We start from the raw sequence: 13395 nt of genomic DNA, 5'->3' as shown, positions 1-13395 counted from the left end.
AGCCCGGACCGTGCTCGACGACAGAGGGCGCCGAGGCTCCGACCGCGGCGCCCTCCGTCGTGCGCGTACGCTGCCCCTCCGTGACACCCACGACCACCTCAAGCGGAAGCCGCCGGGATACGATCCCCGACGTCCGGCTTCCCGTCCCTGCGAGGTAGCCCCCCGTGCTCAACTTCCTCCTGCGCCGCCTCGCGGCCGGACTCGTCACGCTCTTCGTGGCGCTGTTCCTCATGTACCTGCTCGTCGACGCGGCCATCGACCCGCTGCGCGACCTCGTCGAGAGCACGGCCCCGAACAAGGCCGAGCTGATCGCCCAGCGCATCGACCAGCTGGACCTCGACGTCAACGTCGTCGTCCGCTTCTTCTGGTGGCTCGGCGCCCTGTTCACCGGTGACCTGGGCACCGCCTGGCAGTCCGGCCAGGCCGTGAGCAGCCAGCTGACGAACGCGATCGGCTCGACCATCGAGCTCGTCTCCGCCGCGACGGTGCTGTCGCTGCTGGTCGGCGTGACCGTCGGCATCGTGTCGGCGCTGCGCCAGTACAGCGCGTTCGACTACGTCATCATCTTCTTCTCGTTCCTCCTGTACTCGCTGCCGTCCTTCTGGGTGGCGGTGCTGCTCAAGCAGTGGGGCGCCATCGGCTTCAACGACTTCCTGCGCGACCCGGTGATCGCCTGGCCGGTGATCGTCGGCGTGTCCCTGGTCGTCGGGCTGCTGTGGTCCCTGGCCATCGGCGGCACGGCCACGCGCCGGCTGCAGGTGTTCGCGATCGCGGCGGCCGCCAACCTGGCGCTGCTCGCCTACGTGCAGCTCACCGGCTGGTGGGACCGGCCGCAGATCGGCCCCGTGCTGCTCGCGCTGCTGGGCGCCGGCACGGCGTTCGCGGTGGCGGGCGTGTTCGCCGGCCTGCACAACCGCCGCGCCCTGTACACGGGCCTGACGGTCGTGGCGATCGGCGTCGTCGCGTACTTCCCCATGCAGGTCGTGTTCGACGAGATCACGGAGTCGCACTGGCTGACGGCGGGGCTCGCGCTCCTCACCGTCGCCCTCGGCTACGGCGTCGGGCGCCTGTTCGGAGGGCCCGACTGGCGGCTGTCGGCCCGCACCGGTGCCGCGGTGGCCCTCGTCATGGGCACGCTGATCTTCGTCGACCAGGTGATGCAGGTCTGGGGCCCGTACTTCGACGCGCTCGCCGGTCGGCCGATCCCGACCTTCGGCGACCGGACCCCGAACCTCGGCGGCAACTACTGGGTGCAGGTGCTGGACTCCTTCACGCACCTGATCCTGCCGACGGCGACGCTCGTGCTCATCGCGTTCGCGTCGTACACGCGGTACGCGCGCTCGAGCATGCTCGAGGTGATGAACCAGGACTACGTCCGCACGGCGCGCGCCAAGGGCCTGCCCGAGCGGCTCGTCGTCGTGCGGCACGGGTTCCGCAACGCCCTCATCCCGCTCGCGACGATCGTCCCGATCGACGTCATCACGCTGGTCGGCGGCGCGGTCATCACCGAGAACGTCTTCGGACGCCCGGGCATGGGGCAGCTCTTCGTCCGGTCGCTCGACCAGGCCGAGATCGAGCCGGTCATGGCCTACCTGCTCGTCGTGGCCGCCCTCGCCATCATCGCCAACATCGTCGCGGACCTCGTGTACGCGGCGATCGACCCCCGGATCCGGTTGGACGCATGAGCACCTCCACCACACCGCAGCCCTCGGGCGAGCCCGAGGAGCGGCTCGAGAACGCCATCGAGCTCCAGGACGTCGCCGGCCTCTCGCAGGGCCAGATCGTCCGTCGGCGGTTCTTCCGCCACAAGGGGGCGATGGTCGGCCTGGCCGTCCTCGCCCTGACCGCCCTGCTCGCGCTGACCTCCGTCGGTGTCGGCCCCGTGCCCGGCTGGTGGCAGTGGACGCCGGGCGAGACCGGTGCGGTCGTCAACGCCGGCGGCGCGCCGACGCTCTCGATGCCGACGTGGCTCGGCGGCGACGGTTTCGCCATCGGCCTGCACCCGTTCGGCCAGGACGAGATCGGCCGCGACATCTTCGCGCGCGTCATGGCCGGCGTGCAGACGTCACTGATGGTCATGGTCATCATCGGCGGCGTCGCGGCGATCATCGGCGTGGCCGTCGGCGCGACCGCGGGCTTCTTCCGAGGCCGTGCGGACACGCTGCTGATGCGCGCCACCGACCTCGTCATCACGATCCCGACCATCGTCATCGGCGCGGTCGTCGGCAAGCTCGCGGGCGGGGTCTCCGGCGTGGTCTTCGCGCTCGCGCTCGGGCTGATCCTGTGGACGACGCTGGCGCGGCTGGTGCGCGGCGAGTTCCTGTCGCTGCGCGAGCGCGAGTTCGTCGACGCGGCGCGGGTGGCCGGCGCCAGCAACCTCAGGATCATCTTCAAGCACATCCTGCCGAACGCCATCGGCACGCTCATCGTGGCTGTCACGCTGCTCATGAGCTCGGCGATCCTGCTCGAGACCGCGCTGTCCTACCTCGGGTTCGGCATCCAGCGACCCGAGATCTCGCTGGGGCAGCTCATCAACGAGTACCAGCAGGCGTTCTCCACGCGGCCGTGGTTGTTCTGGTGGCCGGGCCTGTTCATCGTGATCATCGCGCTGACCGTGAACTTCATCGGCGACGGCCTGCGGGACGCGTTCGACCCGCGCCAGAAGCGCATCCCCTCGGAGCGCAAGATGGCGAAGGCGGCCGCCGCGGACGCGTCGGCGGAGCGCGCCCGCGTGAGCACCGTCCGCGCCGACCTCGACGGTCGGAACGCCGGCCTCGGCGGCGGCGCGTGACGGTCCGGCGCGCCGGCTCAGCCGGTGACGAGCACCGCCACGGCGGCGGCGGCCAGCAGGGCCGCCGCGCCGACGCCGGCGACGTGCAGCTGCCGGGTGGGGCGCAGGCCGTGCTCGGTGCGCAGGCGCTCGGCGCCGTCGAGGTGGCCGGCGCGCACCAGCGCGTCGTGCCGGGCCTCGACGGCGTCGCCCACCGTCTCGGCGGTGGCGCCGTACGAGCGCACGGGACGGTCGCCCGCCGGGACGGTGCCGGTCGGTCGGTCGTCGTCGGCGCGGCGCCGGCGCACCGCCCGGGCGGTGGCGCTCGAGCGCGGGGCGGCGAACACCTGCACGTCGCCCTCGGTGGTGTGCACGACGAGGGACCAGCCCCGCGTCACCCCGCGGTAGGTGGGCCACGGCACGCGCACGGTGCTCAGCACGTTGCGCACGACGAGCTCGCCGTCCGCGACCTCGACCCCCGGGCGCCAGAACAGCGCCCAGACGACGAGCACGACCAGCGCCACGACGGGCAGCACGCGCAGCGCCTCGCCGGCGCCGTCCTGCAGCGCCACCGCGCCCAGCGCGACCGCGCCGGTCGCGCCCGCCGCGACGGTCAGACCTCGTCCGTACCCCGATGTGAACTCCTGCGTGGCACCCACGTGGCCATGCTCGCAGACCCGCGCACCGCGGCCGCCCCGACCGGGCGGACCCTCGGTGAGCAGGAAGGACGCTGAACGGTGGCCCTCGAGACGCCTCCCGCACCGACCACGACGCCCGTGCTCTCGGTGCGTGACCTGAACGTCGAGTTCTACGTCGACGGACGCTGGCACCCGGCCGCCGTGGACGTCAGCTACGACGTCCGTCCGGGCGAGGTGCTCGCCATCGTCGGCGAGTCCGGCTCGGGCAAGACGCAGTCGTCGATGGCGCTGCTCGGCCTGCTGCCGGCGAACGGCCGTGCCCGCGGCTCGGCGCGCATGGGCGACCGCGAGCTCGTCGGCATGCCGGCGAGCCGGCTGCGGCGCGTGCGCGGGCGGGAGGTCTCGATGATCTTCCAGGAGCCGATGACGGCGCTGAACCCGGTGTTCACGATCGGCTTCCAGATCATCGAGACGCTGCGCGCGCACTTCGAGATCGGCCCGGCGGAGGCGCGCGAGCGCGCCGTCGAGCTGCTCCGGCTCGTCGACATCCCGAACCCCGAGAAGCGCGTCGACTCCTACCCGCACCAGCTGTCGGGCGGGCAGCGCCAGCGTGCGATGATCGCGCAGGCCCTCGCGTGCGACCCGAAGCTGCTGCTGGCGGACGAGCCGACGACCGCGCTCGACGTCACCGTGCAGGCCGAGATCCTCAAGCTCATGCGCGACCTGCGCGAGCGCATCGACGCGGGCATCGTGCTCATCACGCACGACATGGGCGTCGTCGCCGACATGGCGGACAACATCATCGTCATGAAGGACGGGCGGGTCGTCGACCAGGGCCCGGCCCTCGACGTCTTCCGCAACCCGCAGCACGAGTACACGCAGCGCCTGCTGGACGCGGTGCCGCACCTCGGCCGCGGCGTCGGCGCGGCGGCGCCCGCGCGCGCCACGGTCACCGAGCCGGCCCCCGCCGGGGCCGCGGCGCCCGCCGCCACGGCCGCCGACGAGCGCGAGCTCGTGCTCGACGCGCAGGACATGGTGATCGAGTACCCCGGCCGTCGCCGCACGCCGGCGTTCCGCGCCGTCGACGGCGTCTCGCTGCAGATCCGCCAGGGCGAGGTCGTCGGCCTCGTCGGCGAGTCCGGCTCGGGGAAGACGACCATCGGGCGTGCGGCCGTCGGGCTGCTGCCGGTCACGGGCGGGCACCTGCGGATCGTCGGGCAGGACATGGTCGGCGCGTCGATGAAGGACCTGAAGCCGCTGCGCACCAAGGTCGGCATCGTCTTCCAGGACCCGGGCTCGTCGCTCAACCCGCGGCTGCCCATCGGTGAGTCGATCGCCGAGCCGCTGCTCCTGCACCGGGGCATCAAGGGGCAGGGTCTGCAGCGCGAGATCGAGCGGCTGCTGGACCAGGTCCACCTGCCGCGTGCCATGCGCAACCGGTACCCGCACGAGCTCTCGGGCGGGCAGCGCCAGCGCGTCGGCATCGCCCGCTCGCTCGCGCTCGAGCCGCGCCTGCTCGTGGCGGACGAGCCGACGTCAGCCCTCGACGTGTCCGTGCAGGCGGCGGTGCTCGACCTGTTCCAGGAGCTGCAGCGCGAGCACGGGTTCGCGTGCCTGTTCATCAGCCACGACCTCGCCGTCGTCGAGATCCTGTCCGACCGCGTCGCGGTGATGCGCAACGGCAAGCTCGTCGAGGTGGGGCCGACCGCGCAGGTCGTCACCGCGCCGCAGGACCCGTACACGCAGCGGCTCATCGCGGCCGTGCCCGTGCCGGACCCGGAGGCGCAGCGCGAGCGCCGCATGGCCCGCGACGCGCTCCTCGAGGCGCAGCGCGCCGAGCTGGACGCCGAGGAGGCGCGCCACGCCGACGAGGCCGGCCGCGCCGACGCGCTCGGCATCGACGAGATCGACAACGAGCGGACGCAGCGCCCCGGCATCTGAGCCGCGGCACGCAGCCGTCACGCACGCACGACGCCCGATCCCCTCGCGGGGGCCGGGCGTCGGCGCGTCCAGGACGTCCCCGGCCGGCACGCCTGCGCGTGCCGCCCGCGGAGGGCGCGACGCACCGACTCGTGCCGGTCCGCTACGGTCCGACGGGATCCGTCCGATCTGCCACTTCAGTCCCGACCCGTCCGCGCCGATAGGGGGACGACGGCTGCGGACGGGTGACGGCCGGACGGGTGGACGCGCGCGGCGCGGGAGCGGAGGAGCGGTGCGGATGGACCGGAGCGGTCACGTCGGTGGAGGGGCACGGGCGCGGGTCGCCGCGGCGGCGGCGGGAGCGGTGCTCGTGGCGCTCACGACGGCCTGCACGGCCGACCCGGTCGACCCGGCACGCGCCGGCACCGTCGTGGTCGCGGCCGACCTGCCCTTCGCGTCCCTCAACGCCGGTACCGTCGACGGGCGGGCGCCCGGGAGCGTGCTCGTGCGCGGGCTGGTGCAGTCCGGGTTCGTCGCGCTCGAGCCCGACGGCACGGTGACCACCGACACGTCCTTCGGCACGGTCGAGAAGCTCGGCGACGCCCCCCTCACCGTCCGGTACACGATCGCGCCGACGGCCCGCTGGTCGGACGGGGTGCCCGTCACGCCCGCGGACCTGCTGCTGGAGTGGGCCGCGCGCAGCGGCCAGCTCGACGAGGTCGTGCCCGAGCTCGACGCCGACGGGCGCCCGGCCGACCCGGCCGCGCTCGACGACGTCGTCGCGTTCGCCGCGACGTCGCCCGTCCTCGCGCACGCGTCGGCGGTGCCGGCCGTCGACGGCGCGAGCGTCACGGTCGTGTACGACCGGCCCGTCGCCGACTGGCAGCTCGCGCTCGACGTCAACCTGCCGGCGCACGTCGTCGGCCGGCTCGCCCTCGACCCGTCCGCGCCCGCGCTCCCCGTGCCCACGGCGGCGGCGACGGGCACGGCAGCACCGTCGGGCACGACAGCACCGACGGGCACGCCGGCACCGACGGGCACGCCGGCACCGGCGGGGACGACGGCACCGGCGGGGACCAGGGCCGCGGGTACGCCGACGCCCACGGGCACGGCGGCCTCGACGGGCGCACCGACCCCCGCCGGGACGGCGACCCCCACGGGCACGCCGACGCCCACGCCGTCGGCGGACCCGACCGCGGACGCGGCCCGGTGGGCGGACGCCGTCGTGGCGGCGGTGCAGCGGCAGGACCGCGCCGCGCTCGTGCCGGTGTCGCGCGTGTGGCGCGCCGCGGGCGCGTCGGCCGACGTCACGGCCGACCCCACCCTCGCGACCACGACCGGCCCGTACGTCCTCGACCGGGTCGTCGCGGACGGCGTCGAGGTCGTGCGGAACGCCGCGTACGCGGGCGACCGCCCGGCGCGGTGGGACCGCGTGCGGGTCCGCACCGACCTCGACCCCCTCGCGCAGGTGGACGCGGTGGAGGCGGGGGACGTCGACGTCGCCGCACCGCTGAGCACGGCGGACGTGCTCGCGGCGGCCGACGACGCGGACGGGGTCGCGGCGGCCACGGGCGGTGACGCGGTGCTGCAGCTCGTGCTGCAGGAGCGCGCCGGCGGCCCCTTCGACCCGGCGAGCCACGCGGACGCGCCGGACCCGGCGGCCGCGGCGGCCGCGCTGCGGGCGGCGCTCGTCGGCGCGGTGCCGCGCGACGACGTCGTCGCGGAGGCGGTGGCGCCGCTGTGGGACGACGCCGAGGCGTCGGACGTCGTGGCGGCGCAGGTCGGCTCCGACGCGCCCGCGGCCACCGTGGCGGCGGCGCTGCCCCCGGCGCCGGACCGGGCACCGGGCGGTGCGCCCGTCACCGTGCGGGTGCTCGCGGCGACCGACGACCCGGTCCGCGCGCGCGCCCTCGAGCTGCTCACGGCGGCCGCCGCCGACGCGGGGCTCGAGGTCGTGCCGGCGGACGTCGACGACCCGGTGCATGCCCTGCGCACCGAGGGTGCGGCGTGGGACGCGGCGCTCGTGCCGGTGGCCCAGGGCGACCTGCCGGTCGCGTCGTGGGTCGCGCGCTGGCGGGGCGACGGCCCGGCGAACGTCACCGGGCACGCCGACCCCGCGCTCGACGCGGTGCTCGACACGCTCGCCGGCATGGTGGACCCGGCCGCCGTCCCGGACCTGCTCGCGCAGACGTCGGGCGACCTCGTCGCCGCCGGCGCGGTGCTCCCGCTCGTCCGGACGCCGGCCCTGACGCTGACCGCCGAGCGGGACGCCGAGGACGACGCGGGGCTGCCGGCCGTCACGGGCGTCGAGGTGCTCGCGCCGGCGCGCGCCGACCTGACCTCCTGGTGGGACTGGGCCCGCGCGGACGACTGAGCGCGGGGGAGGGCGCCCGGGGGGAGCGCACAGGCGGTACCGGAGGGAACCGGGAGCACGCACCGGGGAGACGGGCGTCACCGTCGCCGGACTGGGGTGCTCCGGTAAGATGGGGGCGCGCCGTCGTCGGCGCATCCCCCTCTTCCTCGGTGAGATGAGTCCCCGCATGCCCGCAACCGACCAGGCCGCCGCCGTGCGTCACGACCTGCGCAACGTCGCGATCGTCGCGCACGTCGACCACGGCAAGACCACCCTCGTCGACGCGATGCTCCACCAGTCGGGCGCGTTCGGCGCGCACGACCACGTCGACGAGCGCGCCATGGACTCGGGCGACCTCGAGCGCGAGAAGGGCATCACCATCCTCGCGAAGAACACCGCCGTCCGGTACGCCGGCCCGGCGGCGGCCGCGGCGGGCCAGCCCGACGGCGTGACGATCAACGTCATCGACACCCCGGGCCACGCCGACTTCGGCGGCGAGGTCGAGCGCGGCCTGTCGATGGTCGACGGCGTCGTGCTCCTCGTCGACGCGTCGGAGGGCCCGCTCCCGCAGACGCGGTTCGTGCTGCGCAAGGCCCTCGCCGCGAAGCTGCCGGTCATCCTCGTCGTGAACAAGGTGGACCGCCCGGACGCGCGCATCGACGAGGTCGTCCACGAGGCGACCGACCTGCTGCTCGGCCTCGCGTCCGACCTGCACGAGGAGGTCCCGGACCTCGACCTCGACGCGATCCTCGACGTGCCGGTCGTCTACGCGGCCGCGAAGGTCGGCAAGGCGTCCCTCGAGCAGCCCGCCGACGGCGGCCTGCCCGACAGCCCGGACCTCGAGCCGCTGTTCGCGACGATCCTCGAGAAGATCCCGGCGCCGTCGTACGACCCGTCCGCGCCGCTGCAGGCGCACGTGACCAACCTCGACGCGTCGCCGTTCCTCGGCCGTCTCGCGCTGCTGCGCATCCACAACGGCACGCTGCGCAAGGGCCAGACGGTCGCGTGGGCGCGGCACGACGGCACGCTGCAGAACGTGCGCATCACCGAGCTCCTCGAGACCAAGGCCCTCGACCGCGTCCCCACCGACGCGGCGGGCCCCGGCGACATCGTCGCCGTCGCCGGCATCGAGGACATCACGATCGGCGAGACGCTCACGGACCCGGACGACCCGCGGCCGCTGCCGCTCATCACGGTCGACGACCCGGCGATCTCGATGACGATCGGCATCAACACGAGCCCGCTGGCCGGCAAGGGCGGCAAGGGCCACAAGGTCACGGCCCGCCAGGTCAAGGACCGCCTCGACCGCGAGCTCATCGGCAACGTGTCGCTGCGCGTGCTGCCCACCGAGCGTCCCGACGCGTGGGAGGTGCAGGGCCGCGGCGAGCTCGCCCTGGCGATCCTCGTCGAGCAGATGCGACGCGAGGGCTTCGAGCTCACGGTCGGCAAGCCGCAGGTCGTCACGAAGAAGGTCGACGGCCAGGTGCTCGAGCCGACCGAGCGCATGACGATCGACGTGCCGGAGGAGTACCTCGGCGCCGTGACGCAGCTGCTCGCGCAGCGCAAGGGCCGCATGGAGACGATGAGCAACCACGGCACCGGCTGGGTGCGCATGGAGTTCGTCGTGCCGGCGCGCGGCCTCATCGGCTTCCGCACGCGCTTCCTCACGGACACGCGCGGCACCGGCATCGCGTCGTCCATCGCCGAGGGCTTCGAGCCGTGGGCGGGCCCCATCGAGACGCGCCTCAACGGCTCGCTCGTCGCGGACCGCGCGGGCGTCGCGACGCCGTTCGCCATGCTCAACCTCCAGGAGCGCGGCACGTTCTTCGTCGACCCGACCTCCGAGGTGTATGAGGGCATGGTCGTCGGCGAGAACGCGCGCAACGAGGACATGGACGTCAACATCACCAAGGAGAAGAAGCTCAACAACATCCGCTCGTCCACGGCGGAGTCGTTCGAGAACCTGGTGCCGCCGCGCAAGCTCACGCTCGAGGAGTCCCTCGAGTTCGCGCGCGAGGACGAGTGCGTCGAGGTCACCCCCGAGGTCGTCCGCATCCGCAAGGTCGTGCTCGACCAGACCGAGCGGGCCCGGCAGACCGCGCGCAACAAGCGCGCGTGACGACCGCGCCCACCGGCGGCCTGCTCGCCGTCCACGCGCACCCCGACGACGAGTCGCTCGCGACCGGCGCGCTGCTCGCGACGTGGGCGGCGGCCGGCCGGCCGGTCACCGTCGTGACGGCGACGCGCGGCGAGCGTGGCGAGGTCATCGGCCGCCGGTGGGCCCACCTCGAGGGCGACGGCCCGGCGCTCGCCGAGCACCGCGTCGGCGAGCTCGACGGTGCCCTCGCCGCGCTCGGCGTCACCGACCACGGGTTCCTCGACGAGGTCGCCGGCCACGGCACCCGGTACGAGGACTCCGGCATGGCGTGGGTCGGCGCGACGCGCGCCGGCGCGCTCGAGGACGTCCCGCCGGCGGCGTTCGTCGTCGCGTCCCTCGAGGACGCCGCGGACGCGCTCGCGCGCGTCCTGCGCAGCCGCCGGCCGGACGTCGTCGTCACGTACGAGCCGGGCGGCGGCTACGGCCACCCCGACCACGTGCGCACGCACGAGGTGACGCGGCTCGCCCTCGAGCTGGCGGCGCGCGAGGCCGACGACGTCGGGCCCGCGCACGCCGTGCCGGTCGCGCTGTGGGCGGCGCAGGGCCGCGCCGCGCTGCGGCGGGCGCACGTCGCGCTGGGCGGCGACGCCGTGCTCGCCGCGCTCGGCCCCACCGTCGAGACGCTCGAGCTCCCCGACCCGGCCGCCGAGCCGGCGTCCGTCGCCGTGCTGGACGACGAGCTCGACGTCGTGGTCGACGTGGCGCCCGTGCGCGACCGCCTGCTCGCGGCGCTGCGCGCGCACGCCACCCAGGTGCAGGCCGTCCGCGCCGTCGACGGCGACCCCGCGCTGCTCGCGTGCTATGCGCTGAGCAACCGCGTCCTCGCGCCGGTGCTGCCCGTCGAGGCGTACCGGTACGCGCCGGGCAGCCTGCGCGCCGAGCAGGCCCGCCTCGCGTGGCCGGCCGGTGTGCGGCCGGTAGCGTGACGCCCGTGCAGCCGCTCTCGACCGCGCTCCTCGGCCGCGGTGCCGCCACGTTCGTGCTCGGCCTGGTCGTCGGCGTGCTCGGCACGCTGATGCACCGCGCCGTGCGCCCGTGGGGCCTGGTGCTGTGCGTGCTGCTCGTCCTCGTCGCCGTGCTCACGGCGCGCGCGTGGGGCGGCTGGGTCACGTACGTCGGCGCCGTCGGCGGCCTGTTCCTGTCCGTGACGCTGCTCGCCGGCGAGGGGCCCGGTGGCGACGTGCTCGTGCCGGGCACCGACCTGTGGGGCATCGGCTGGCTCGGCGGGGCCGCGGTGGCCGTCGTCGCCGTCGCGGTCGTCCCGCGCCGCTGGGTGACGGACGTCGCCGGCGGACCGGACGGCCCGGACGCCCCGGCCGGCCACGCCGCCGGCGCCGGGACCGAGCAGCCGCTCCCGTGACCGTGCCGGGGGCCGCGCCGGTCGACGAGGACGCGTTCCGGGCGGCGGTCGGCCGCCTGCCCGCCGGGGTCGCGGTGGTCACCGTGGTGCGGCGCGGCGTCGCCCACGCCACCACGGTGAACTCGGTGGCGTCGGTGTCGCTCGACCCGCCGCTGCTGCTGTTCTCCGTGCACACCGACTCGCGCCTGCGCGACGTGCTCGACGAGGTCGACGGGTGGGCCGTGAGCGTCCTCGCCGACGACCAGGCGGACGTGGCGGACTGGCTCGCGTCGCCGGGCCGGCCTGCGGTGGGCCAGCTCGACCGCGTGCCGCACACGCCGGCCCCCGTGTCCGGGGCGCCGTGGGTGGCCGGCGCCGCGGCGTGGTTCGACTGCCGCACGACGGCCGTGCACCCGGCGGGCGACCACGACGTCGTCGTCGGCAGCGTGCTCGCCGTCGCGCAGGGCGCCGCCGCCGCGGGCGGCCTCGTGCACCTGCGCGGACGGGTGCGCGGCGTCCGCTGACGTCGGTCGGCGACCCCGCCGTCCCGCCCGCCGGCGGAGCGGGTGATCCTCGCGGTCGCCGCGGAGGAGCGGACCCGGAGGGTGGTCGCGCCCCGTAGACTCGCCCGGGCGCGGTCTGCGCGCTGCAGGGAGCAGACGGGGGATCGATGACGCACGGGACCGAACGCGGCACGACGGCCGGCGGGGCGACGGACGACCGGGACGAGCCCGGCGCGCGCACCGACGCGCCCGACGGCGCACGCGGCGCCGAGCCGGCGGGCGTGCCCGCGCCCCGGGTGCCGAGCGCCCCCGAGGGCTCGCCGTCCGGCGCGGCACCCCGCACGGACGCCGCGCCCGCGACCGATCATGCCGCGTCGACCGGATCCGCGCCCGGCGCGGAGGCCGCGACCGGTGACGCACCCGCGACCGCTGGCGCACCCGCGACCGGTGGCACAGCCGCGGCCGGTGACGCACCCGCCACGGACGCTGCCGCGACGCGGCCCGCTGCGGGCACGGACGCACCCGCCGCACGTCCCGGCGCCGCCCGCACCGCGGCGGCCGCCGCCCCCGCACGGTCCGCGTGGCCGTCGTGGGAGGACGTCGCGGTCACCGCGCCGCCCACGTCCGCGCCGCAGCGTGCGTCGGACGCCGCTCCGGCCGCGCGCGCCGCGGACGGCCAGGACGCCGCGCCCGGCAGCGCCGCGCAGGACGCCGGGACGGACGCGCCCTCCACCGGCGGGCGCGACGACGCGGCGGGCGACGCCGGGCAGGCCTCCGCACCCGCCGCCGGCGACACCGCCCGGACCCCCGGCGCTCCCACGGCCGCGGCCACGGCGGCCGCCGCCGCGCAGCCCGCACGCGGGTTCGGGGGGCTGTCCGCGCTCGCGATGACCGCGCTCAACGCCGCCGCCGTCGGGGTCCCCGCGCACGCGCTCGCCCGCACCGAGCCGGCGGCGACGTCCGGCGCCGGCACCGCGCCCGCGGAGGGGACCGCGCCGTCGGGCGACACCAGCTCCTCGGCGGACGCCGCCAGCGCCGCGGACGCCGCCTCGTCGACGGACGCCGCCTCGTCGACGGACCCTGCCGCCGCGACGGACCCCGCCGCCGCGACGGACCCCGCCGCCGCGACGGACACCCCGTCCGCGGGCGCCGCCGACGCCCCGCCCGCCGGTGCGGGCGCGCCCGTCGACGGCACGGGCACCGACGCCTCCCCGGCCGGCACCCAGGACGGCGCACGCGACGCCGCTCCCGCCGCGCCGCAGGACGCCGAGCCGGCGACGGCGGAGGACACGCCCCGCCCGGCGGACGCCGCGCCGACGACGGCGCCGGACGCGGTGGCCCCTGACGCGACGGCTCCGGACGCACCCGCGCCGGACGCGTCGGCGCCTGCCTCGACCACCTCCGACGCGACGACACCCGACGCGGCAGAGACGGACGCGGCGGCCGCGGCCGCTCCCGACGTCCCCGCCCACGCGGCCGGAGCCACGGCTGCGACCACGTCGGTTGCCGCCGCCGCGTCGCCCGACGCGACCAGCGCCCCCACGACCGGGCCCGCCACCTCCACGGACGCGACCGCGACGCACGAGCCCGCCCCCGCGGCAGGTGGCGCGGCGGGCGCGCCAGCGACGAGCGCCACCACCGACGGCGAGCCGGCGGGCGACACGGCCGCCGTGCCGGTCGTCCTCGCGTCGGGCACCGCCGCGCCGGCGTCCCC

The 13395-nt window shown here is 76.3% G+C and carries 9 protein-coding genes and 1 pseudogene; 9 read left to right on the top strand and 1 reads right to left on the bottom strand.

Going from position 1 to position 13395, the window contains the following annotated elements; all coding sequences use genetic code 11:
* Positions 1-164: 164 nt before the first annotated feature.
* The gene (locus tag ACFUMH_RS15700; RefSeq protein WP_378207564.1) at positions 165-1685 is read left to right on the top strand and encodes an ABC transporter permease; all 1521 of its coding nucleotides are present in this window, start codon (positions 165-167) and stop codon (positions 1683-1685) included.
* A complete protein-coding gene (locus ACFUMH_RS15695; protein WP_378207561.1) occupies positions 1682-2791 on the top strand; it encodes an ABC transporter permease in 1110 nt (369 codons plus the stop codon). The genes ACFUMH_RS15700 and ACFUMH_RS15695 overlap by 4 nt, the downstream gene beginning before the upstream one ends.
* A gap of 17 nt (positions 2792-2808) precedes the next feature.
* Here ACFUMH_RS15695 and ACFUMH_RS15690 read toward each other — a convergent pair whose 3' ends face one another.
* Positions 2809-3429, bottom strand: coding sequence for a hypothetical protein (locus tag ACFUMH_RS15690; RefSeq protein WP_378207558.1), 621 nt, complete (start codon positions 3427-3429; stop codon positions 2809-2811).
* 78 nt (positions 3430-3507) lie between these two features.
* Between ACFUMH_RS15690 and ACFUMH_RS15685 the strand changes: the two genes are divergently transcribed.
* The 7 genes and pseudogenes from ACFUMH_RS15685 to ACFUMH_RS15655 all read left to right on the top strand — a co-directional run.
* Positions 3508-5349, top strand: coding sequence for an ABC transporter ATP-binding protein (locus ACFUMH_RS15685; protein WP_378207555.1), 1842 nt, complete (start codon positions 3508-3510; stop codon positions 5347-5349).
* Positions 5350-5626: 277 nt separating this feature from the next.
* Positions 5627-7702 carry an ABC transporter substrate-binding protein gene (locus tag ACFUMH_RS15680; RefSeq protein ID WP_378207552.1) on the top strand — a complete coding sequence of 692 codons (2076 nt, stop codon included), beginning with the start codon at positions 5627-5629 and terminating at the stop codon, positions 7700-7702.
* 166 nt (positions 7703-7868) lie between these two features.
* Positions 7869-9800 carry a translational GTPase TypA gene (gene typA / locus ACFUMH_RS15675; RefSeq protein WP_378207549.1) on the top strand — a complete coding sequence of 644 codons (1932 nt, stop codon included), beginning with the start codon at positions 7869-7871 and terminating at the stop codon, positions 9798-9800.
* Complete coding sequence (locus tag ACFUMH_RS15670) at positions 9797-10765, top strand: PIG-L family deacetylase (protein ID WP_378207546.1); 969 nt, start codon at positions 9797-9799, stop codon at positions 10763-10765. Before typA ends, ACFUMH_RS15670 begins: the two co-directional genes overlap by 4 nt.
* Before the next feature lie 5 nt (positions 10766-10770).
* The gene (locus ACFUMH_RS15665; protein ID WP_378207543.1) at positions 10771-11199 is read left to right on the top strand and encodes a hypothetical protein; all 429 of its coding nucleotides are present in this window, start codon (positions 10771-10773) and stop codon (positions 11197-11199) included.
* Positions 11196-11702, top strand: a complete 507-nt coding sequence (locus ACFUMH_RS15660) for a flavin reductase family protein (protein ID WP_378207540.1) — start codon at positions 11196-11198, stop codon at positions 11700-11702. The genes ACFUMH_RS15665 and ACFUMH_RS15660 overlap by 4 nt, the downstream gene beginning before the upstream one ends.
* A 146-nt stretch (positions 11703-11848) precedes the next feature.
* Positions 11849-13395: pseudogene (locus ACFUMH_RS15655) on the top strand (hypothetical protein); the annotation flags it as partial.

It is taken from the genome of Cellulomonas sp. NPDC057328 (assembly GCF_042667215.1).
Classification (GTDB): domain Bacteria; phylum Actinomycetota; class Actinomycetes; order Actinomycetales; family Cellulomonadaceae; genus Cellulomonas.
Note: the sequence above shows the minus strand (reverse complement) of the source record. Positions and strands in the feature narration are given on the sequence as shown.

Bases quoted from the DNA above. Each gene is read 5' to 3' on its own strand.
- ACFUMH_RS15695 (WP_378207561.1), top strand. From the start codon at position 1,682: ATGAGCACCTCCACCACACCGCAGCCCTCGGGCGAGCCCGAGGAGCGG.
- ACFUMH_RS15680 (WP_378207552.1), top strand. From the start codon at position 5,627: ATGGACCGGAGCGGTCACGTCGGTGGAGGGGCACGGGCGCGGGTCGCC.
- typA (WP_378207549.1), top strand. From the start codon at position 7,869: ATGCCCGCAACCGACCAGGCCGCCGCCGTGCGTCACGACCTGCGCAAC.